Source organism: Thioclava dalianensis (assembly GCF_000715505.1).
Taxonomy (GTDB): Bacteria; Pseudomonadota; Alphaproteobacteria; order Rhodobacterales; family Rhodobacteraceae; genus Thioclava; species Thioclava dalianensis.
In genome coordinates, this window is record NZ_JHEH01000005.1 from 70,602 (window position 1) to 91,405 (window position 20,804).

Genomic DNA, 20,804 nt, shown 5'->3' on the forward strand with positions numbered 1-20,804 from the left:
CGCCCCCGCGAACCGCTACTCGATCGCGACCGTGGCCGTGCGCCCCAGCACCAAGCCCCGCGCCTGATCGCCATCCAGCTTGATGCGCACCGGCACCCGTTGCGCCAGCCGCACCCATGAGAAGGTGGCGGCGACATGGGCCAGCTCTCCCGCAGTGTCGGAGCGCTCACTATCGGCGATCCCCGCAGAGATGCTCTCGACATGCCCGCTCAACGCCCGGCGCGTCCCCATCAGCGTGACCTTCGCCTTTTCTCCCACTGAGATCCGGGGCAGCTTGGTCTCCTCGAAATAGCCCACGACATAGGTGGACGCTTCGTCGACCAGCGCCGCCACAGCCGCGCCCGCCGTGGCATAATCCCCCTGCTTGAGATGGAAATTCGTCACTCGCCCGTCCACCGTCGCACGTACCGCCGTGCGCTTGAGGTTGAGCTTGGCCAGATCCAGCGCGGCCTGCGCGGCGGATTCTGCCGCGATTGCAGATGTGAGGCTCGCCTCGTTCTCGTCCAAGACCTGCTGGGTCGCGAAATCCTGCCCCGCGAGGCGCTTCTTGCGATCAAGCGTCAATTGCGAGAGGCGGACCGACGCGCGCGCCTCATCAAGGGCCGCCTGCGCCTGTGACAGCGCCAGCTTGAAGCGCTCAGGATCGATGCGAAACAAGATGTCGCCCTTGTGGACCCGCTGCTCGTCATGGACCAGCACCGCCCCCACCGGACCCGACACATCCGGCGTCACCCGCACGACATCGGCGCGCACATGCCCATCGCGCGTCCAAGGCGCGGCCATGTAGTAATCCCACAGGCTATGCGCGAGCACGAGCGCACAGGCACAGATCGCCAGCGTAATCACGACACGCCCTGCCGATCCCATCGCGTTTTTCAGTAAAGCAGCCATTTCAACACATATCCGATCAGACCAAGGAGAACCCCGTAAAGGGCAACATCAAAGAGAGGGCGGTGCCAGATGAAGCGATAGGCTCCGATCCGGGCCAGCCCGTTGCGCAGCGCAAGAAACATCGCGTAAGCCATCAGCGCGGCAACCAGCAAAGTTGGCAGGAACACACCGTAGAGGTCGATTTGCTGCATCACGCATCCCCGTTTTGCAAAAGCGCGGGCTGCGCCAGATCCAGCGGGCGCGGCGGCTTCCCGGCAGGCGAGATCCCCAGCCGCATCCCCGTGAGCGCCGCATAGACCTGCGCACGCGGGCGGCCATGAAGCTGCGGATTGAGACGCTGCGCCACGGCATCCAACGCCTCAAGCAGCGCCTCGCCCCCGGCTGTGTCCTGACGCGCGCGCCCGGCGTAGTAGCGCGAGACCTGCGCCAGAAACTGCTCCAGCACCGCGCCCGCCTCAGAGCCAAGCTGGGGCGCGAAGTGTTTGAGACGGATCACGTTGAGACCGACGCGCAGGTCGCGCAGGATATCGACCGACAGCAGGTCATGGCCCGCGCTGAGCTGCGCCAGCCGCGGCCCCGCCTGCCCCAGCGCATCGACCAGCACCGGCCCCAGATCATCGGCAGACACCCGGCTTTCGGCGCGCGTGGCCTCGGCGATCCGGCGCCATGCCTCGCGCAGCACGCGATGGGCGGCCACATCCGCCCCGATCGCGCGCACATTCGAAACCACGACCATCGCGATAATCATTCCCATGACAGTGCCGATATTGCCGCTCAGAAAGAGGCTCAGGTTGGGGCTGTACTCGGCCTTGAGCAGCAGCATGTAGGGAAAGTTCACGCACAGCGTCAGCCCGATTACCGCCGTCGCCGGGCGCGCCATCAAAACCCCGAAAGGCAAAAGATAAAGGCCCAGCGCGGCCAGAAGTGGCACGATCCCGGTGATCTGCGGCAAGACCGCATATTCATAGACGAAGACCGCGACCATTGTGCAGAGCAGGTATTTCAGAAAGCCCCGCATCGCAGGCACCGGATTGTCGATGCCCGCAAGGATGCAACAAAAGACCGGGGCCAGCTCGGCCATCGCAAAGCCGCCATCGCGCCAGCCCAAGGCCCGCCAGAGCGAGGCGGCAATCAGCACGGCCAAAAATGCCGCAAGGCCCGCCATCGCGGCGCTGCGCCAGTCGCGCACAGGCCGCCCTGCAGGCAAGCTGCCCAACAGCGCACGCACGTCTGGCCCGGGCCTTGCATCGCTTGCGATTGCCGCGCGCAAAGCCGCACAGTCGCGCCACAGATGCAGCAGATCGCGCAGCCGCTCGGCCAGATTGACATGGACAAGATTGCTCCAGCCGCGCTGCTCGCGCGCCTCTTCGCTGATCCGGCGCGCCCGCTCGATCAAGGGCACGGCCGAGATGCCGCTTGTGGCCCCGTCCTCGATCCAGCGCGCGATATCCTCAAGCAGCGCACTGGTCTCGGGCGTCAGCGCATCAAGCGATTTGAGCACGCGGATCTGATCTTGCAGCGCCGAAAGCAGCGGCAGCAGGCGCGTCATCCGGGTTTGCAGCGCAAGGCTTATCTGCACGAGATCGCGGTGATGCGACGTGTCGTAAGAGATATGGGCCGTCAGCGCGCGCATATCCGTGGCATCGGCGGCCAGTTTGCGGATTTCGAGGCGCGCAGCCTCTCCGTCCAACGCGTCCCGCAAGGTCTGGCCCGCCAGCGCAGCCCCCGTATCCAACCAGCCCGAGGCGCGACCAAACACCACCGGCCCGATATGACGCGGAAAGATCAGCCGATTGACCAGCGCCGCGCAGATCACGCCGACGGCGATCTCTTCGACCCGTGCGACGACGGTCGGAAACACCGCCTGCGGGGTGTCGACCACGGTGAAGGCGACCAGCGCCACCGTGTAGCCGCCCAGCATAAAGACATAGCTGCGCGGCGTGCCGTCCAGCATCGACACGAACAGGCACCCGCCGATCCAGAGCCCGGTCACGAGAATGAACAGCGGCGGCGCGGCGACGAGATTGGGCAGAAAAGCGATTGTCATCACCCCGCCAAGGATCGTTCCCAACAGCCGGTAGACCGCCTTCGAGGTACTGGCCCCCGCCAACGGGTTCGACACGAGATAGACACAGCCCATCGCCCAATAGGGGTTTTCCAGATTGAACGCGCAGGCGATGAAAAACGCTACGCCCGCCGCGATGAAGGCCTTGATCGAGAACAGCGCATCGGCCACGAACAGCCCGGGGGGCGCCGAGGCTGGCGCGGGCCGTGATATGGCCCGTGCGGAGGCGGAAGCCTCACTCATTCCTTTTCGTCGAGATAAAGGGCGTTCGAGAGCCGCGCGAGCACACGCTCGGTCGCTGCCAGATCCTCGCGGCTGACATCCCCCAGCAAACGCATCCGCAGCGCGCGCAAAAGATCGGAGGCATTTTGCGCATGCGTACGGCCCATCTGCGTGAGATAGACCAGCTTCGCGCGGCGGTCGCTCGGATCGCCCTCCCGGCGCAGATAGCCATCGCGCTCCAGCACGTCGAGAATGCGCACAAGTGCTGTCCCCTCCACGCCGACCCTGCGGGCCAGTTCGGTCTGACGGATGCCATCGCCGTCGCGCAACAGATGCACCATCGGCAAGGCCATCGCATCCGACCAGCCTTCGCGGCTCAGCTCGCGCGCGATCTCACGCCGCCACGATTGCGCCACCGCAATCAACAGCGGCGCAAAGCTGGTATTGTCCTCAATGCGGTCGGTCATTTTCGGCCCTTCCCTCTCAGCGGCGGGCCGACAAATAGATGATATATCAACTATTGCAATATCATCTTAATGTGCATCTGCGCACGGAGCAGTCGCAGACGGAAAGAAGCCACAGGACCCAATCGGGAAAACGCGAAGGGGCTGGCCACATGGGCCAGCCCCGAACACATCGCTTCCGCGCAAGCTCACTCTGCCAATGAGCGCAGGAGATCTAGAGCGCGCACCAGATCCCGCCCGCATCCGACGAGCGCAGCGCGGCCTCGACAAAGCGCATCCCTTGCACGCCATCCGCCACGCCCGGCAATGAGCCCTCTGACGCAGGCGCACCGGAGGCATGCGCAAGGATCGCATCAGCGGCATCGGAATAGAGCGTCGCGAAGGCCTCCAGGAAGCCCTCGGGATGACCTGCCGGAACACGCCCGAGCGCCGCCACCTCCGGCGCAAGCCCCGGCCCACCCCGCGACAACAGGCGTGGCGGCTCGCCAAACGGAGTATGGCGCAACGTGTCGGGCGCGGTATGCGCCCATTCGAGCCCGCCCTGCGCGCCGTAGACACGCAGCTTCAGCGCGTTCTCATTGCCCGGCGCGACCTGACTGGCCCAGAGCATCCCCTTCGCGCCGCCATCATAGCGGATCATCATCTGCACATCGTCATCGACCTGCCGCCCCGGCACGAAACGGGTCAGCTCGGCGCAGATTTCGCGCGCCTCCAGCCCTGTCACAAAGCTTGCAAGGTTCATCGCATGCGTGCCGATATCGCCAAGCGCCCCGGCCGCACCCGCGCGTTCCGGGTCCACACGCCAGAGCGCCTGTTTCGTGCCATCCTCCGAGACCGGCTCGGTCAGCCAGTCCTGCGGATATTCGACCTGCACCACCCGGATCGGCCCCAGCGCACCGGCGGCCACCATCGCGCGGGCCTGCCGGATCATCGCGTATCCGGTATAGGTATGGGTGAGGACGAAAAGCGCACCGCTCTGCGCGACCTGCTCGGCCAAAGCCTCCGCCTCGGCCAGCGTGCGCGTGATCGGCTTGTCGCAGATCACATGGATGCCCGCTTGCAGAAAGGCCGTGGCGACCGGCGCGTGCAGGTGATTGGGCGTGACGATGGAAACCGCCTGAATGCCATCAGGTCGGGCGGCCTCGGCGCGCGCCATCTCCACGAAATCGCTGTAGCTGCGCGCCGGATCCAGCCCCAGCGCCGCGCCCGAGCGCCGCGCGCGCTCAGGGTCCGAGGACAAGGCCCCTGCGACCAGTTGATAGCGATCATCGAGCCGGGCGGCGATCCGATGCACCCCCCCGATAAACGCGCCTTCACCGCCGCCAACCATCCCAAGGCGAATACGCCGATCTGTTATCTGCTCGCTCATGTCTGGCCCCCTTATCCAATCCCGAGAATGCGTTTGTTGGCGGTCTCATCGGTGCCAGCGCCTGCGAAATCGTCAAAGGCGTGGTCGGTCACGCGGATGATGTGATCGGCAATGAATGCAGCCCCTTCGCGCGCGCCGTCCTCGGGATGTTTGAGCGCGCATTCCCATTCCAGCACCGCCCAGCCGTCGAAATCATGCGCGGCGAGCTGCGAGAAGATCCGTTTGAAATCGACCTGCCCATCGCCCAGAGACCGGAAGCGCCCGGCGCGATCCACCCAAGACTGATAGCCGCCATAAACCCCTTGCCGCCCCGAGGCGACGAACTCCGCATCTTTGACGTGAAAGGCCCGGATCCGTTCGTGATAGATCTCGAGGTGATCGAGATAATCGAGCTGCTGCAGCACGAAATGCGAGGGATCATACAGCAGGTTTGCGCGGGCATGGCCGCCGACCCGCTCGAGAAACATCTCATAGCTGATCCCGTCATGCAGATCCTCGCCGGGATGCAGCTCAAAGCACAGATCAACGCCGTTCTCTTCGCAGATATCCAGAAGCGGGTGCCAGCGGCGGGCCAGCTCGTCAAAAGCGGTCTCGATCAGCCCCGCAGGGCGCTGCGGGAACGGGTAGAGGAAGGGCCATGCCAGCGCGCCCGAGAAGCTGGGCAACGCGCTCAGCCCCATCCGGCGCGAGGCTTGCGCTGCAAAGCGGAGCTGCGCGCAAGCCCATTCTTGCCGCGCCTCCGGGCGGCCATGCAGCTCGGGCGGGGCGAAGCCGTCGAGCAAGGTGTCATAGACCGGATGGGCCGCGACAAGCTGGCCTTGCAAATGCGTCGCAAGCTCGGTCACCGCCAAGCCATGCGCGGCAACAGTGCCAAGGATTTCATCACAGTAATCCTGCGAGCCCGCCGCGCGCTCGATATCGATAAACCGACGATCCCACGCAGGGATTTGGACCCCCTTATAGCCGAGCCCGGCGGCCCAACCGCAGATCGCATCCAGCGAATTGAAAGGGGCGTCATCGCCCGCGAATTGCGCAAGGAAGAGGGCGGGCCCCTTGATCGTTTTCATGCGGTGTCTCCTATGGAAATGGCGCGGGGGAAGCCCTGAGGCGCGCCCCCGCCCGTGTGTCAGGCAACCCGGCGCAACAGCGCGCGAGCGGCATCGGGGTCCAGCGGTTCGGGCCGGGTGCAGGTGGTGCTCAGCTCAACGAACCCGCCCTCTTCGCCCGAGCGCAGGATCGCGCTCATGATGTCGATCCCATGCGGCGCCCGGTCGATCGAGCAGCGCGCCTCGCGCCCCTCAAGCAATGCCAGCGCCATATCGGCCAGACCGGCAGAGCGGTAATTGGCCAGCTTGCCTGCCTTATGCTCTTGGTTGGGCACGCCGAAGGGATGATCCCACGGCGCAACCGGTGCAATCGCCCCGTCGCGCCCCGCGATCTCGACCGGACCGCTGAAGAAGTTCGGATCGGGCAGAAAGAGCGAGCCCTCTGTGCCGTAAAGCTCCATATGGCCGTGGCGATGCGCCCAGACATCCCAGCTGGTCGAAAGAGTCACCGTAGCCCCTTGGGCAAACTCCAGCAGTGCGTGGATATTGGTTGGCGTGTTCACCTCGATCGTCTCGCCCGCGCGCGGCTCGGAGGTGATCGTGCGTGTGGGCGTCGCGCTGGAAGTCAGTGCGGCCACACGTTTGACCGGCCCGATCAGATTGATCAGATTGGCGAGGTAATAAGGCCCCAGATCCAGCATCGGACCGCCGCCCGGCTGGAAGAAGAAATCGGGATTGGGGTGCCAATGCTCCATCCCGTGGCTCATCACATACGCGGTGCCCGCGATGATCGTGCCAAGGTCTCCCGCATCCAGCACGGCGCGCGCCTGCTGATGCGCCCCGCCCAAATAGGTGTCGGGCGCGCTGCCCACCGAAAGCCCCTTGGACTGCGCCAGATCGCGCAGCTCCTTGCCCTCTTGCGTCGAGAGCACGAAGGGCTTTTCGCTATAGACATGCTTGCCCGCCTCCAGCGCCGCTTTCGCAACCGCGAAATGCGCGCCCGGAATGGTGAGGTTGATGATCAGATCGACTGACGGATTGTCCAGAAGCGCCGCGACGCTTTGCGCCTCCACGCCATATTGCGTCGCGCGCGCCTGAGCCGCCGCAAGATCGAGATCGGCGCAGGCGACGACTTTGATCCCGCGAAACAGTGGCGCAAAGTCGAAATAGGTGGTCGAGATATTGCCGCATCCGATGATGCCGATGCCAAGTTCAGTGCTCATGGAAAATCCTCACAGCTTGCGGGCGTTGTCGATGGAGACACGCGCAAAGCGCGCATCGTCGCTGGGATTGTCATGCTCCATCACGAAATGGGTCACATCGGCTTTGCGCAGAGCCGGGAGCAGCCGGTCCCATGGCAGGACGCCAAGACCCACATCGGACCAGCCATCCTCATCCGCCTTCTCGCCCTCGGGCGCGATATCTTTGACATGGGCGGCGTGCATCTGGGCGCCATAACGATCAATCCACTCGAAGGGATCAGCACCGCCGCGCGCGATCCACGCAATATCGGCCTCCCATGCAAGATCCGGCGCGGCCTCCAGGAGATGCGTCATCGGCACGCTGCCATCTGCCAGCGGCTTGAACTCGAAGTCGTGATTGTGCCAGCCAAACCCGAAACCGGCCTCGCGCAGCGGTGCCCCGGCACGGGCCAGACGGGCGCCAAACGCGGCCCAGCCCCCGGCATCGCTGGGGCGGTCATCGGGCATCAGGAAGGGCACGAAAAGCGAGGTCATACCAAGCGTCCGGGCGATCTCGATGGCGCGCTCGGGCGTGTCCTCGACAAGGGCGAGGCTGAAATGCCCGCTTGGCATGGTCAGACCCACCGCGTCGAGCTGCCTGCGAAAGGCGCTCAGCTCCGAGTCCGAAGAACTCTCGTAAAGCCCGCCAAAGCCCTCGACCCCGGTATATCCCGCGGCCGCCAGCATACCGAGCGTATCCTCGAGCGGTCCAAAATTGCGCGAACTGTAAAGCTGATAATTGAAATCGGTCATCTGGGGATCCTCCTGACGCATGTCTGTTTGGCCTCTGGCTCAGAGGCGGCGTTCTGTTTCGGCGTCGAAAATCGACGCGCGGGAAATATCGAAGGCAAGCGGCACCCGGTCGCCGGGCCGGTAGCGCCGCCCCGAGCCACAACGCACCGACAGGCGCGCCTCGCCAAGCGTGAGCCACACGAGACTGTCCGCGCCCATGGGCTCCTCCAGCTCGACCACCGCCTCGACCTGCCCGGGGCGGCCCACCGCGTCTTGATCGAACAGCAGATGCTCGGGCCGCATGCCGAAAATCACCTCGCGCCCGGGCAATAGCGCTGTATCGCCATCATAGCCCGCAAGCGGGGTCTCGATGCCTTGGCCGCGAAAGCGGACACCGTCTGCGCCCTCCTCCAGCCGCCCCCGGAAGAAATTCATCGCGGGCGAGCCGATAAAGCCCGCCACGAAAAGGTTGCAGGGCCGGTTGTAGATGGTGAGCGGATCGTCGAGCTGCTGAATTGCGCCGCCCTGCATCACCGCGATCCGGTCGGCCAGCGTCAAAGCCTCGATCTGATCGTGGGTGACATAGACCATGGTGGAGCGCAGCCGCTGGTGCAGACGCTTGATCTCGACCCGCAGATCGACGCGCAGCTTGGCATCAAGGTTCGAGAGCGGCTCGTCGAAGAGGAAAACATCGGCATCGCGCACCAGCGCCCGCCCAATCGCGACCCGCTGACGTTGCCCGCCCGACAGGTTCGAGGGGCGCCGCTTGAGCAAGGGCTCGATCTGCAAGATCTCGGCGGCCCGCGCGACCCGTTTATCGATATCCTCACGCGAATGCTTGGCCACGCGCAGACCGAAGCTGAGGTTCTTCTCAACCGTCATCTGCGGGTAGAGCGCATAGGACTGAAACACCATGCCGATCCCGCGATCCTTGGGCTCATCCCAGGTCACATTGCGCTCGTTGATCCAGACCTCGCCATCCGAGACATCAATCAAACCGGCGATTGCATTGAGCAGGGTCGACTTGCCACAGCCAGAGGGGCCAAGCAGCACGAGAAACTCCCCCGGCGCGATGTCGAGTTGCAGATCGCGGATGACATCCAAAGCCCCGTAGCTGATGCGCAGGTCGCGAACACTGACAGAAGAATCCATGGCTTATCCTTTCACGGCGCCTGCGGCGATGCCGCGGACGAACCAGCGTCCCGAGACGAAATAGACGATCAGCGGCACCATGGCCGTGAGGATCGTCGCGGCCATATTGACGTTATAGGCCTTCGTTCCGGTGGTGGTGTTGACGATGTTATTGAGCTCGACGGTCATCGGCAGATGATCGCGCCCGGCGAAGATCAGACCGAACAGGAAGTCGTTCCAGATCCCGGTGACCTGCAAGATCGCGGCCACCACAAGGATCGGCCCCGACATCGGCAGCATCACACGGGTGAAAATGGTCCAGAACCCACCGCCGTCGATCCGGGCCGCCTTGAACAGATCCACCGGCACCGCCGCGTAATAGTTGCGAAACAGCAAGGTCATCACCGGCATGCCAAAGATCACATGCACCACGATAATGCCCGGCAGGGTGTTATAGAGCGACACCATCGAGAGCATCCGCACCAGCGGGTAGAGATAGACCTGATAGGGAATGAACGCGCCCATCAGCAGGACCGCGAAGATCAGGTTGCCCCCGCGCGGACGCCAGAATGACAGCGCATAACCGTTGATCGCGCCCAGCAGGATCGACAGGAAGGTACTTGGGATCATGATCTTGAAGGAGTTGAGCACGCCGACCCGAATGCCCTCACAATTGACCCCGGTGCAGGCCTTGGCCCAAGCGGTGACCCAAGGGGCGAGCGTCAGCTTCGAGGGCAGCGAGAAGATATTGCCCTGCTGGATCTCGGGCATCGTTTTGAACGAGGTCACGACCATCACATAGAAGGGCAGCAGGAAGAAGGCCGCAGCAAAGACGAGAAAGGCATAAAGCCCGATCCGTCCGGGGGTCAAATGGCGCGGCTTGGCACCGCGCGGATGGATGGGATCGCTCATGCTGCCCTCCGTTCTTTGCGGAAATACTGGCGATAAAGCCACGGGCCCAACACCACGAGCACCGCCACGAACATCACCGAGGCTGCCGCCGTCGCAAGCGCGATATTCTGCCGGTTGAAGAGGTAATCGATGACGAATTTCGCGGGCACTTCGGTCGAGATCCCGGGGCCGCCGCCGGTCATCGCCACGACGATATCGTAGACTTTCACCACCGCAATCGCGAGCAGCACGATGGCGGTCACGAACATCCCCGACATCATCGGGATGACGATCGAGATATAGACCCGCCATGTCGGAATGCCGTCGACGCGCGCGGCCTTCCAGATATCCTCGTCGATGCCGCGCAGCCCGGCCAGCAGGATCGCCATCACGAGGCCCGCCGATTGCCAAATCCCGGCAAAGCCCACCATATAGATCGCCCGATCCCCCCGCGCGAGCCAGTCGAAGCTAAAGCTCGTCCAGCCCCAGTTGTGCATCGCGTGCTGGATACCCAGCGTCGGGTTGAGGATCCATGCCCAGACCAGACCGGTGACGATGAAGGACATGGCGTAGGGATAGAGAAAGATCGTGCGGAAGATCCCCTCGCCCTTGATCCGCTGATCGAGAAAGACCGCCATCAGAAAGCCAAGGACAAGGCATCCGACGATGAACATCACCCCAAAGATCGCGAGGTTCTGCACCGAGATAATCCAGCGCGCCGAGCGGAACAGTCGTTCATATTGCTCAAAGCCCACGAAGTCATATTTGGGCAGAATGCCCGAGCTGGTGAACGAGATACGGATCGTCCAGAGGATCGTTCCGAGATAGGCGAAGATCACGATCACCCAAGTCGGTATCAGGGCAGCCTGTGCACTCAGGCGGCGCAAGCGAAGCGGTTTCATGAAAGGGGTCTCCTGTCGGGGCGCGGGCATGACTGTCCAGTCCGATCAGAACCGGACAGCGCGGCTCGGGCGGCCCAAAGACCGCCCTCACCTTTTGGCGCTCAGCCGCCGATGATTGCGGCGAACTGATCCACGAATTGCTGCGGAGTTTGGCTCTTATCGGTGAAATAGGCCGAGACGAGATCCTGAATCGAGCCGCTCATATCGGGCGTGATCAGGATGTCCGAGCTGGGCACGTAATCGCCCGATTTCAGCAGGGCGAGCCCCTTCTGGGCGCATTGATCCATCCCTTCGGAAGAGACATCCTTGAGAACGGGCACCGCCCCTTTCTTCTCGTTGAACGCAAGCTGGACCTTGGGCTCAAGCAGCACCTTGGCCAGCAAAGCCTGCGAGGCTTGCTCGGCCTTGCTTTTCACCTTGGGGAAGACGAACACATCGCCGCCGACCCAATAGGTCTGATGTCCAAGACCCGGGATGCAGCCGACATCCTTGCCGGGCACTTTCTTGTTCACGTCGATCTCGCCCTTGGCCCAATCGCCCATGAAGTTGAAGCCGGCCTTGTTGTCGATCACAAGCGCGATCGCCTGATTCCACTGCCGCCCCTGCATGCCGGGATCGACATAGTCGCGCAGCTTGCCGAAGGTCTCGGCAACCTTCAGGAACTCCGGCGATTTGACCGCATCGACGTCATGATCCTTGATGATCTTCATATAAAGATCCTTGCCGCCCTGCGTGATCAGCACGTTGTAAAAGGTCAGAACCTGCGTCCAGGCATCGCCCGCTTGCGCCAGCGGGATCACCCCGTCCTTCTTGAGCGCTGCGAGATCGGTCAACAGGTCATCCCAAGTCTTCGGGGGCTCCAGCCCCGCCTTCTTGAGCACCTCGGGTGAGTACCAGAGCCACGTGTTGGAATGGATATCGACCGGCACTGCATACATGTGCCCATCCACCGAAACCGCGTTGAGCAGCACCGGGTTGATCTTGTCTTTCCAGCCATATTCCTTGGCCAGCGGATCGAGGTTGCGCAGCAACCCGTTCGAGACGAGCTCATCGAATTGCTTGCCGGTATTAAACTGCATCGCGGTGGGCGGATTGCCCCCGATGATCCGGTTGATGCCATCGGTCCGGGCCGCATCGCCACCGCCCCCCGCCACGGCCGCATCGACCCAGTCGCCGCCCTGCGCATCAAAGGCTTTCTCAAATTCCATCACCGCTGCATGCTCGCCACCCGAGGTCCACCAATGGATGACTTCTGCCTTGTCGGCGGCTTGCGCCTGCATACCCGCCAGACCGAACGCCGCGGATGCGACGACGGCGAGGGCACGGTTCTTCGTGACAGTATTCATTCTCTCCTCCCTGATTGCTCGCGACTCCTCAATCGCGCAATTGATTGCTCTCCACTGCAATCGATTACAGACACGGTAGATTCGAATGCAATCGATTGCAAGTTTCAAGTTTTAGGCTATGAATAATGTGACCAACGTCGTACCTGTTCTTTCCCTAGAGCGGGCAAAAGCGCCTGTCTGCACAGGCGACAATGAGGTTTCGGTGAACAAGACGACAGGCGAGATACCCCCTCGGCCAGAGCGGCGACGGACCACAGGTCAGCGACAGACGATGGCGGATGTCGCCCGGCGTGCGGGTGTGTCGACGGCAACTGTCTCGCGCGCGCTCACCCGCCCCGATCAGGTGAACGCAAAGACCCGCGACATGGTACGCAAGATCGCGCAAGAGCTTGGCTTTCGTCCCAATCTGATCGGGCGGCAGCTGCGCACACAGGCCGCCCACTCACTGCTGATCCTCGTGCAGGACCTTGAAAACCCGTTTTATTCCGAGCTGATCAAAGGGGCGGAATCGGTCTGTCGGGAGCGCCAGTTCTCGGTCATGGTCGGCGGCACCGATGGCTATGAGGATGTCGAGACGCTCTATGCCGAGCAATTTCTGGGAGGCCGCGTCGACGGGCTGATCCTGCTGACCGGACATCTGCCCGCGGGCCTCTCGGCCAGCCTTGCCACCCAAAGCCCCGTGGTTCTGGTCTCCGAGGACAATCCAGAGCTCGATCTCTGCGCGGTGTTGATTGACAATCCCGGCTGGGCCACGCGCGCCACCGCCCATCTTATCGCGCAGGGCCACCGTCGCATCGCGCATCTCTGTGGCCCGATGACCCGCATCATCAGCCCCGAGCGCCGCGAGGGGTATCGCCGGGCGCTGGCCACGGCCGGGATCGCGCATGATCCGCAGCTTGAGGTGCCCGGCGACTTCTCATTTGAGTCCGGACGAGAGGCGGTGCGCCAATTGCTCAGCCTGCCAGAGCCGCCAACCGCGATCTTCTGCGCCAATGACGAATCCGCCCTTGGCGCGATCCGCGCGGTTCAGCAAGCGGGGCTCTCGGTCCCCGGCGACATCTCGATCATCGGCTTTGACGACACCAAGCTCGCCCAGTTTTCCGACCCGCCGCTCACGACAGTGCGCCAGCCGCGCCAGCAAATGGGGGCCGCCGCCGCCGATCTGGTGATCGGCCTGATCGAGAACGGCCCCGCGCAACGAACGCGCCTGCTGCTGGACTGTCAGCTGATCGAGCGCGGAACCGTCGGCCCCTGCCCCGTCCCGCGTTAAAGCACGCGATCTCACAGATCCTTCATCAGCCGCAGCGCATCATAGATCGCCGCATGGGTGTTGCGCGCGCTCACCGCATCGCCGATTCTGAACAGCGCAAACTGCCCGTCGGGATTGCGCGCGCTCTCTTGCGGACGGCCTGAGATCAGCGCCTCATAATCCACCTCGCCCAGATTGGACGAGAGCGGCTTGAGCTCAAAATACAGCTCATCAAGCGGGCGCGTGCCGTGATTGATCACAACCTGATCGACCAGCCGCTCCTGCGTCGCTGCACCGTAATCGCTACCCAGCGTCGCGCGCAGCCGGTTTCCCTCGCGCGCCACCGAAAGCAGCCGCCATGTCACGGTAAACACCGTGTCGCGGGTTTGCAGGTTTCGCATATAGGGCACGAGGTTCATCGCCATCACCTCGGGCGCGAAGCTGCGATCGGGCGTCACGATCTCGACGCGCGCGCCCGTGGCCGAGATCTTATCCGCCGCCATCAGCCCCGGATTATCCCCCGCATCATCGAAGATCAGCACATCGCGCCCCGGCGCTGCATCACCCGACAGGATATCCCAAGCCGAGACCACAAGCGCATTTCCCTGCGCCAGCACCTCGGTATGCGGCAGCCCGCCCGTGGCCACGATCACCAGATCGGGCGCACTCTCAACCACGTCGGACGCTTCGGCATAGGTGTTGAAGCGGAACGTCACGCCGCGCTTGAGACATTGCTCATAGCGCCAGTCGGTGATCGAGATCATCTCGCGCCGCCGGGGATCCTGTGCGGTGAGCCGGATCTGGCCGCCTGGCTGATCGGCGGCCTCAAAGACTGTGACCGCATGGCCGCGCTCGGCGGCGACCCGCGCCGCCTCCAGCCCCGCAGGCCCCGCCCCGATCACGCTCACCCGCTTGGGCAGAGGCGCCGGGGCAATCGTGTGGCCCACTTCGCGCTCACGCCCCGTCGCCGGGTTGTGCAGACAGAGCGCCATACCGCCCTGATAGATCCGATCGAGGCAATAGTTCGCCCCGACGCAAGGCCGGATATCCGCCTCGCGCCCTTCGACGATTTTGCGCACGAGATGCGGATCGGCGATATGCGCCCGCGTCATCCCGACCATATCGAGCTTGCCGCTGGCGATGGCGTGACGCGCGGTCGCGACATCGGGGATCTTCGCGGCATGGAAGGTCGGGAACTGCGTCGCCGCCCGGATCTCTCCGGCGAAATCGAGGTGCGGTGCGTTGCGCATTCCCTGAATCGGGATCACATCGGTCAGCCCCGGATCGGAGTCGATATGCCCCTTCACGACATTAAGGAAATCGACCATCCCGCTGTCTTTCAGACGCTGCGATATCTCCAGCCCGTCGGCGCGCGTCAGCCCGCCCGGCAGATCCTCATCGCCGGTATAGCGCACGCCGACGATGAAGTCCGGCCCGACGCGCTCGCGAATGGCGCGCAGCGTGTCGAACGTAAAGCGCAGCCTGTTGTCGAGACTGCCGCCATAGGGTGCGTCGAGATCATTGGTCAGCGGCGACCAGAACTGATCCATCAGATGGCCATAGGCCTGCAATTCGATCCCGTCTAGCCCGGCGTCCTTCATCCGCTCAGCGGCATCGGCATAATCTTCAATGATGCGCGCGATATCCCAGTCTTCGAGCCGTTTGGGAAAGGCACGATGCGCAGGCTCTCGACTATGACTGGGTGACACAACAGGCAGCCAATCGGCCTTATCCCAACGCGTACGCCGTCCCAGATGCGTCAGCTGGATCATCACCGCCGCGCCATGATCGTGGCATTCGTCGGTGAGCGCGCGCATCCATCCGACGACCTCATCCTTCCAAGCCAGGATATTGTTGAACACCGGCGGGCTGTCGCGCGCAACGCTGGCAGAACCCGCCGTCATCGTCAGCGCCACCCCGGCCCGCGCGCGTTCGACGTGATAGGCGCGGTAGCGGTCTTTCGGCATCCCATCTTCGGGATAGGCCGGTTCATGACTGGTGATCATGATCCGGTTGCGCAGCGTGAGATGTTTGAGCTGATAGGGCTGAAGGAGTGGATCGTTGGACATGGGAGCCTCTGGGTTGCTCCGTTCAGCCTGCCACAATGTTCACATGTGTCAAGTTTAAGTTCACTAGTGAACATTTTCTTGTATGCCACCCGCGGGACCGCTAGCCTGCGCGCATGACACGACACGGCGACATGGACACAGGCTGGCGCGGCTCGCGGGAGGGCTGGCTTGATGCGGCGCGCGCGGCGCTGATCGAGGGCGGCGTGGATGCGGTCAAGATCCAGCCGCTCGCCAAACGGCTGAAACTGTCCCGCACGAGTTTCTACTGGTTCTTCAAGGATCGCGATGCGTTGCTCGCAGCGCTGTGCGAAGATTGGGAGGCGGGCACCACCGCGCCGCTTCTCGCCGCCACCCAAGCCTATGCCGCGACCGACACCGAGGCGATGCTCAATGTCATCGCCTGCTTCTTGTCAGGCGCCTTCGATGCGGGGCTGGAATATGCGCTTCGGGCTTGGGCGCTGAGCGACGATCAGATTGCCGAGACCCTGCGCGCAGCCGATGACCAGCGCCTCGCGGCGTTGCGCGAGATGCTCGCCGCGCATGGTCACGGCCCCGACGAGGCCGATGCGCGGGCGCGCGCGGTCTATCTTGTGCAGATCGGTTATATCTCGATGCGCACGGAAGAAACGCTGGAGATACGACTGTCGCGCATCGCGCATTACGTTGAGATTTTCACGGGCCGTAGCGCGACCGCAGAGGAGTTGGCCCGCTGCGAAGCCCAGCTCTATCAAGCGCAGGATGCGCACGCAGAGGGCGGCCCCTCTCGACCGCCCAATGACGGGGACGACACGGCCTGAGGGCCCGCACCCCCGCCGGGTGTCGACCACCTGTGGAAAATTCTGCGTCGCGGCGGGGCCTGTGTCGCTGTGATCCGCCCGCATGTCGCAATCTGGAGCGTCTCTCCTCTCGAATCGTTGCTCACTCACCGGAAAAGACGCGCTCCCCAATTCGACCCTTGCGTCTTGAAAATGATCCGCCCCCCTTCGCGCCACCGACCGGGGACACCCATCAGGAGAGACCCGATGCCACGCCCCAACGACGCCCTGTCCCTGATCATGCGCCGCAAGCCTGCCCATTCGCTCGATCAGGCGTTTTACTGCGATCCCGACATCTTCCAGACCGATCTGGAGATGATCTGGTACCGTTCGTGGCTGTTTGCGATTCCCTCATGCGAGATCCCAAAGGCCGGCGATTACGTGACCCATGAGCTCGGCACCTATGCGGTGGTGATCGTGCGCGGCAATGACGGGCAGATCCGCGCCTTTCACAACTCCTGCCGCCATCGTGGCTCGGTGCTGTGCCGGAGCCGCAAGGGCCGCAACCCCAAGCTGGTCTGCCCCTATCACCAATGGACCTACGAGCTTGACGGTCAGCTGCTCTGGGCGCGCGACATGGGCCCTGACTTCGACCCCAAGCAGCACGGGCTGAAACCGGTGCATTGCCGCAATGTCTCGGGCATGGTCTATATCTGCCTGGCCGACACCGCGCCCGATATCGAGCCCTTCGCCGCCGAGGCCGCGCGCTATCTCGCGCCGCATGATCTCGAAAATTCCAAAGTCGCCTATGAAAGCTCGATTATCGAGCAAGGCAACTGGAAGCTGGTCTGGGAGAACAACCGCGAATGCTATCACTGCGCGGGCAACCACCCCTCGCTCTGCCGCACCTTCCCCGAAGATCCCCGCGCAATCGGCAATGACGAAAGCGGCGAGATGTCCGGGCTGCTCGATCAGCATGTCGCGCGCTGCGAGGCTGTGGGCGCCCCCTCGGCCTACAAGATCGCCGAGCGCGGCGACTGGCGCTTCGTGCGCACCCCGCTTCTGGGCTCGGGCGAGAGCTACACGATGGATGGCAAGGTCGCGGTGAGCAAACCCAACTCTACCATCCCCTTCAAGGATGCAGGCAGCCTGCTCAAGTTCCACTACCCGTCGACGTGGAACCACTTCCTGTCCGATCATTCGCTGGTCTTCCGCGTCACGCCGATCAGCGCAACCGAGACCGAGGTCTGCACCAAGTGGCTCGTCCATAAGGATGCCGAGGAGGGCCGCGATTACGACCTCAAGCGGCTCACGCGGGTCTGGATCGAGACCAATGACGAAGACCGCGAGGTGGTCGAGAACAACCAGCGCGGAATCCGCTCGCCCGCCTACCGCCCCGGCCCCTATTCGCCCACCCATGAGGGCGGCAACATCCAGTTCGTGAACTGGTATGCCGACAGCCTCATCGACGCGATCACCGGCCCCGCCACGATGGCGGCGGAGTAAGGCGATGGGAGACTATGTCGATCTGAGCGCCTCAGAGGATGCCGGGATCTGGACCGATCGCGAGATGCTGGAATGCTGCTCGGTCGTGCCTGAGGCGCCCAACACCGTCACCTTCAGCTTCGTGGCCCCCTCCGGCGCGCTCTTTCGCTACGCGCCGGGCCAGTTCCTGACGCTTGAGCTGCCGGTGCCCGGCGGGCCGCTCTGGCGGACCTATACGATCTCGTCTTCGCCCTCGCGCCCGCTGGGCATCACGATCACCGTCAAGGCGCAGGACGGCAGTCTGGGAACCCGCTGGATGCTGGACACCTTGCGCCCGGGCATGAAGATCAAGGCCATCGGCCCGGCAGGCGTCTTCACGCTGCCGCCCAAAGAGCGCAAGAAATACCTCTTTATCTCGGCAGGTTCAGGGATCACGCCGTCGCTGTCGATGACCACTTATCTCTATGATCGCGGCACCGATATCGATGTGACGCTGATCGCCTGCGCACGCCGCCCCTCCGAGATCATCGGGCGCCACCGGCTGGAGCTGATGGCCGCACGGGTGCCCACGATCAAGCTGCATTTCATCGTCGCGCAAGATGACCCTTATCAAGTCTGGACCGGCTATCGCGGGCGGCTCAACCAGATCATGATCGGTCTGATCGCAGGCGACTACCTTGAGCGCGAAGTCTATTGCTGCGGCCCCGAACCGTTCATGGCCGCCGTGCGCGAGATGCTGATCGCGCTTGGATATGACATGGAGCGCTATCATCAGGAAAGCTTCACCGCCCCGGCAGAAGACGCAGCCGACGTGGATATTCCCGACGATCTGGTGCCTGATGAGACCAGCGCCGCCGAAGTCCGTTTTGCCGCCTCCGATGTGGCCGCGGAATGCAACGAGACCGACACGATCCTCGCCGTGGGCCGCGCCTCCGGCATCGTGATCCCCTCGGGCTGCACCTTTGGCGTCTGCGGCACCTGCAAGATCCGCAAGCTCTCGGGCAATGTGCACATGGTTCATAACGGCGGGATCTCGCAGGAGGATATCGACGCGGGCTATATCCTCGCCTGCTGCTCGAAACCCATCGGCACGGTCGAAATCGACGTCTAAAGCGCGACGCCCCCGACCGCCCGCAAGCTCTCGCGCAATTGGGACTGGCGAGGGCGGGCCTGACTCCTTATGTTTGGGCCAAATAACAAGGGCCCGCTTATACCGATGCTAAATCTTCGCCATTACGAGCTGCTCGTTGCCCTTGCCGAAGATCTGCATTTCGGGCGGGCGGCAGAGCGGCTCGGGATCTCGCAACCGCAGCTCACGGTCCTGCTCAAGCAGATGGAAGACCAGATCGGCACGCTGCTCTTTGAGCGCAACCGCCGCCGCGTCTCGCTTGCCCCGGCAGGAGAGCGCCTTTTGCCCGAGGCCCGCGCCGTTCTACGCCACGCCCGACGCGCCCAAGACGTGGCGCTGCGAGTCGGGCGGGGGATGATCGGCGAGCTGCGCTTGGGCTATATCGGGGCTGCGTCCTATAACGGCGTGCTCACGCGGCTTGTGCGCGCCTTTCGCCACAAGGCCCCCGACACACAGCTGCAATTGACGTTGATGGATCTCGACCGTCAGATCCCGGAAGTGTCCGCAGGCAATCTCGATGCCGGGATCATCCGCCTGCCCTATCCCGACATGCCCGACAATCTGGTGACCCGCACCCTATGCGACGAAGAGCTGTGGATCGCGCTGCCCTCGGACCACCGGTTGGCCGGCAGCGCCGGACCTATTGATCTGGCCGCGCTGCGCGACGAGCCGTTCATCGCCACGCATCTGCACTCCACCAGCGGGTTTTCCGCCGCGATGCATCTGGCCTGCGCACATGCGGGCATCACCCCGAACATCGTGCAGCGCTCGCCGCAATTCTCGTCCATAGCAAGCCTCGTGGCCGCACGACTGGGCGTGGCGATCGTGCCCGAGGCAATCCGCAATGTGCATATTCCCGACGTCTGTTACCTGCCTTTGGCCGATCAGCACGTCGCCGCAAATATCTCGCTGGTCCATCAGAGGGAGCGCGAAAACCCCGCGCTCGATCTGCTGCTGACCTGTCTGGATGAAATGAACTTCGAGGAGACATCATGAGAGTTGAGACCTTCACCGCGATTGACGGCATCCATCACGGCTACCGTGCCCCCGAGCCGGGCGCGCCCACGCTGGTCTTCGCCAATTCGCTGGGCACCGATCTGCGTGTCTGGGACCGGGTCGTGGCGCGGCTGCCCACCGAATGGGGTCTCTTGCGCCACGACAAGCGTGGCCATGGCCTAAGCCGGAGCGCGCAGACGCTAACAATCGAGACCATGGCGCAGGATGTCGAAGCGCTTCTCGATCACTATGAGATCACCGATTTCATCGGCGTCGGCCTCTCGGTCGGCGGGCTGATCATGCAATGCTTGGCGCTGCGCCAACCGCAGGCGATGCGCAAGCTGGTGCTCTCCGACACGGCAGCCAAGATCGGCTCGCCCGAGCTGTGGAACCCGCGCATGGAGGCCGTGCGGACCAATGGGATCGCCTCGATCTCCGAGGCGATCCTCGCGCGCTGGTTCGCCCCGAGCTATCTGGAGACCGAAGACTTCGCGATGTGGAAGGCGATGCTCGAACGCACCCCCGCCGAAGGCTATGCGCAGGTCTGTGGCGCGATCCGCGATGCCGATTTCACCGCCGATCTGCCCAACATCGCCCAGCCCACGCTGGCCATCGCCGGGGCGCAAGACGCCTCGACCCCGCCCGATCTGGTCCGCGCGACCGCCGAGAAAATCCCCGGCGCACGCTTCGAGACGATCGAAGTGGCAGGCCACCTGCCCTGCGTCGAGCAACCCGCGCGTTTCGTCGAGCTGCTGAGCGCCCACGTCACGGGCTAAGCGCCAACCAAAAGGGCCGCCCGTGATACGCGGGCGGCCCTTTTC

19 protein-coding genes are annotated in these 20,804 nt (G+C 63.6%); 6 read left to right on the forward strand and 13 right to left on the reverse strand.

From position 1 onward, the window contains the following. Positions 1-15 precede the first annotated feature (15 nt). The 12 genes from DL1_RS05790 to DL1_RS05845 all read right to left on the reverse strand — a co-directional run bounded on the left by DL1_RS05790 (position 16) and on the right by DL1_RS05845 (position 12,300). A complete protein-coding gene (locus DL1_RS05790) occupies positions 16-891 on the reverse strand; it encodes an efflux RND transporter periplasmic adaptor subunit (protein WP_177195325.1) in 876 nt (291 codons plus the stop codon). Next, on the reverse strand, positions 876-1,082 hold the full coding sequence (locus DL1_RS05795; protein WP_038063757.1) for a DUF1656 domain-containing protein: 207 nt from the start codon (positions 1,080-1,082) through the stop codon (positions 876-878). Before DL1_RS05795 ends, DL1_RS05790 begins: the two co-directional genes overlap by 16 nt. Continuing rightward, on the reverse strand, positions 1,082-3,199 hold the full coding sequence (locus tag DL1_RS05800; protein ID WP_051693356.1) for an FUSC family protein: 2,118 nt from the start codon (positions 3,197-3,199) through the stop codon (positions 1,082-1,084). The genes DL1_RS05795 and DL1_RS05800 overlap by 1 nt, the downstream gene beginning before the upstream one ends. Continuing rightward, the gene (locus tag DL1_RS05805) at positions 3,196-3,645 is read right to left on the reverse strand and encodes a MarR family winged helix-turn-helix transcriptional regulator (protein WP_051693357.1); all 450 of its coding nucleotides are present in this window, start codon (positions 3,643-3,645) and stop codon (positions 3,196-3,198) included. The genes DL1_RS05800 and DL1_RS05805 overlap by 4 nt, the downstream gene beginning before the upstream one ends. 211 nt (positions 3,646-3,856) lie before the next feature. Beyond that, a complete protein-coding gene (locus tag DL1_RS05810) occupies positions 3,857-5,011 on the reverse strand; it encodes a Gfo/Idh/MocA family protein (protein WP_038063759.1) in 1,155 nt (384 codons plus the stop codon). Positions 5,012-5,022: 11 nt separating this feature from the next. After that, entirely contained in the window at positions 5,023-6,078 is a 1,056-nt protein-coding gene (locus DL1_RS05815; RefSeq protein ID WP_038063763.1) for a sugar phosphate isomerase/epimerase family protein, read from the reverse strand. A 59-nt stretch (positions 6,079-6,137) separates the two neighbouring features. Beyond that, positions 6,138-7,280: a Gfo/Idh/MocA family protein gene (locus DL1_RS05820; RefSeq protein WP_038063765.1), complete on the reverse strand. Its 1,143-nt coding sequence runs from the start codon at positions 7,278-7,280 to the stop codon at positions 6,138-6,140. A 9-nt stretch (positions 7,281-7,289) separates the two neighbouring features. Next, a complete protein-coding gene (locus DL1_RS05825; protein ID WP_038063767.1) occupies positions 7,290-8,051 on the reverse strand; it encodes a sugar phosphate isomerase/epimerase family protein in 762 nt (253 codons plus the stop codon). A gap of 39 nt (positions 8,052-8,090) precedes the next feature. Then, complete coding sequence (locus DL1_RS05830) at positions 8,091-9,182, reverse strand: ABC transporter ATP-binding protein (RefSeq protein ID WP_038063769.1); 1,092 nt, start codon at positions 9,180-9,182, stop codon at positions 8,091-8,093. Between the two features lie 3 nt (positions 9,183-9,185). Next, positions 9,186-10,073 (reverse strand): carbohydrate ABC transporter permease, encoded by an 888-nt coding sequence (locus DL1_RS05835; protein ID WP_038063770.1) that lies wholly within the window; start codon positions 10,071-10,073, stop codon positions 9,186-9,188. Further along, a complete protein-coding gene (locus DL1_RS05840; protein WP_038063771.1) occupies positions 10,070-10,954 on the reverse strand; it encodes a carbohydrate ABC transporter permease in 885 nt (294 codons plus the stop codon). Before DL1_RS05840 ends, DL1_RS05835 begins: the two co-directional genes overlap by 4 nt. 101 nt (positions 10,955-11,055) lie before the next feature. Then, complete coding sequence (locus DL1_RS05845; protein WP_074854855.1) at positions 11,056-12,300, reverse strand: ABC transporter substrate-binding protein; 1,245 nt, start codon at positions 12,298-12,300, stop codon at positions 11,056-11,058. 202 nt (positions 12,301-12,502) lie between these two features. On the opposite strand from DL1_RS05845, the gene DL1_RS05850 reads away from it, so the two are divergent. After that, positions 12,503-13,570: a LacI family DNA-binding transcriptional regulator gene (locus DL1_RS05850; RefSeq protein ID WP_162178736.1), complete on the forward strand. Its 1,068-nt coding sequence runs from the start codon at positions 12,503-12,505 to the stop codon at positions 13,568-13,570. Between the two features lie 11 nt (positions 13,571-13,581). On the opposite strand, the gene hpbA is transcribed toward DL1_RS05850, so the two are convergent. After that, the gene (gene hpbA, locus DL1_RS05855) at positions 13,582-15,618 is read right to left on the reverse strand and encodes an N-methyl-L-proline N-demethylase HpbA (protein ID WP_038063775.1); all 2,037 of its coding nucleotides are present in this window, start codon (positions 15,616-15,618) and stop codon (positions 13,582-13,584) included. A 131-nt stretch (positions 15,619-15,749) separates the two neighbouring features. Between hpbA and DL1_RS05860 the strand changes: the two genes are divergently transcribed. The 5 genes from DL1_RS05860 to pcaD all read left to right on the forward strand — a co-directional run bounded on the left by DL1_RS05860 (position 15,750) and on the right by pcaD (position 20,759). Then, a complete protein-coding gene (locus DL1_RS05860; RefSeq protein ID WP_074854853.1) occupies positions 15,750-16,415 on the forward strand; it encodes a TetR/AcrR family transcriptional regulator in 666 nt (221 codons plus the stop codon). A 225-nt stretch (positions 16,416-16,640) separates the two neighbouring features. After that, positions 16,641-17,879 carry an aromatic ring-hydroxylating oxygenase subunit alpha gene (locus tag DL1_RS05865; protein ID WP_038063777.1) on the forward strand — a complete coding sequence of 413 codons (1,239 nt, stop codon included), beginning with the start codon at positions 16,641-16,643 and terminating at the stop codon, positions 17,877-17,879. Between the two features lie 4 nt (positions 17,880-17,883). Further along, entirely contained in the window at positions 17,884-18,969 is a 1,086-nt protein-coding gene (locus tag DL1_RS05870) for an FAD-binding oxidoreductase (protein WP_038063780.1), read from the forward strand. 105 nt (positions 18,970-19,074) lie between these two features. Next, positions 19,075-19,983, forward strand: a complete 909-nt coding sequence (locus DL1_RS05875) for a LysR family transcriptional regulator (protein WP_074854901.1) — start codon at positions 19,075-19,077, stop codon at positions 19,981-19,983. Continuing rightward, positions 19,980-20,759: a 3-oxoadipate enol-lactonase gene (gene pcaD, locus DL1_RS05880; protein ID WP_038063781.1), complete on the forward strand. Its 780-nt coding sequence runs from the start codon at positions 19,980-19,982 to the stop codon at positions 20,757-20,759. The genes DL1_RS05875 and pcaD overlap by 4 nt, the downstream gene beginning before the upstream one ends. Positions 20,760-20,804: the final 45 nt, after the last annotated feature.

Coding starts and splice junctions, on each gene's coding strand:
- DL1_RS05815 (WP_038063763.1), bottom strand. CDS start 6,078: ATGAAAACGATCAAGGGGCCCGCCCTCTTCCTTGCGCAATTCGCGGGC.
- DL1_RS05845 (WP_074854855.1), bottom strand. CDS start 12,300: ATGAATACTGTCACGAAGAACCGTGCCCTCGCCGTCGTCGCATCCGCG.
- DL1_RS05875 (WP_074854901.1), top strand. CDS start 19,075: ATGCTAAATCTTCGCCATTACGAGCTGCTCGTTGCCCTTGCCGAAGAT.
- DL1_RS05840 (WP_038063771.1), bottom strand. CDS start 10,954: ATGAAACCGCTTCGCTTGCGCCGCCTGAGTGCACAGGCTGCCCTGATA.
- DL1_RS05865 (WP_038063777.1), top strand. CDS start 16,641: ATGCCACGCCCCAACGACGCCCTGTCCCTGATCATGCGCCGCAAGCCT.
- hpbA (WP_038063775.1), bottom strand. CDS start 15,618: ATGTCCAACGATCCACTCCTTCAGCCCTATCAGCTCAAACATCTCACG.
- DL1_RS05860 (WP_074854853.1), top strand. CDS start 15,750: ATGGACACAGGCTGGCGCGGCTCGCGGGAGGGCTGGCTTGATGCGGCG.
- DL1_RS05820 (WP_038063765.1), bottom strand. CDS start 7,280: ATGAGCACTGAACTTGGCATCGGCATCATCGGATGCGGCAATATCTCG.
- DL1_RS05800 (WP_051693356.1), bottom strand. CDS start 3,199: ATGAGTGAGGCTTCCGCCTCCGCACGGGCCATATCACGGCCCGCGCCA.
- DL1_RS05830 (WP_038063769.1), bottom strand. CDS start 9,182: ATGGATTCTTCTGTCAGTGTTCGCGACCTGCGCATCAGCTACGGGGCT.
- DL1_RS05805 (WP_051693357.1), bottom strand. CDS start 3,645: ATGACCGACCGCATTGAGGACAATACCAGCTTTGCGCCGCTGTTGATT.
- DL1_RS05790 (WP_177195325.1), bottom strand. CDS start 891: ATGGCTGCTTTACTGAAAAACGCGATGGGATCGGCAGGGCGTGTCGTG.
- DL1_RS05825 (WP_038063767.1), bottom strand. CDS start 8,051: ATGACCGATTTCAATTATCAGCTTTACAGTTCGCGCAATTTTGGACCG.
- DL1_RS05810 (WP_038063759.1), bottom strand. CDS start 5,011: ATGAGCGAGCAGATAACAGATCGGCGTATTCGCCTTGGGATGGTTGGC.
- DL1_RS05795 (WP_038063757.1), bottom strand. CDS start 1,082: ATGCAGCAAATCGACCTCTACGGTGTGTTCCTGCCAACTTTGCTGGTT.
- DL1_RS05835 (WP_038063770.1), bottom strand. CDS start 10,073: ATGAGCGATCCCATCCATCCGCGCGGTGCCAAGCCGCGCCATTTGACC.
- DL1_RS05870 (WP_038063780.1), top strand. CDS start 17,884: ATGGGAGACTATGTCGATCTGAGCGCCTCAGAGGATGCCGGGATCTGG.
- pcaD (WP_038063781.1), top strand. CDS start 19,980: ATGAGAGTTGAGACCTTCACCGCGATTGACGGCATCCATCACGGCTAC.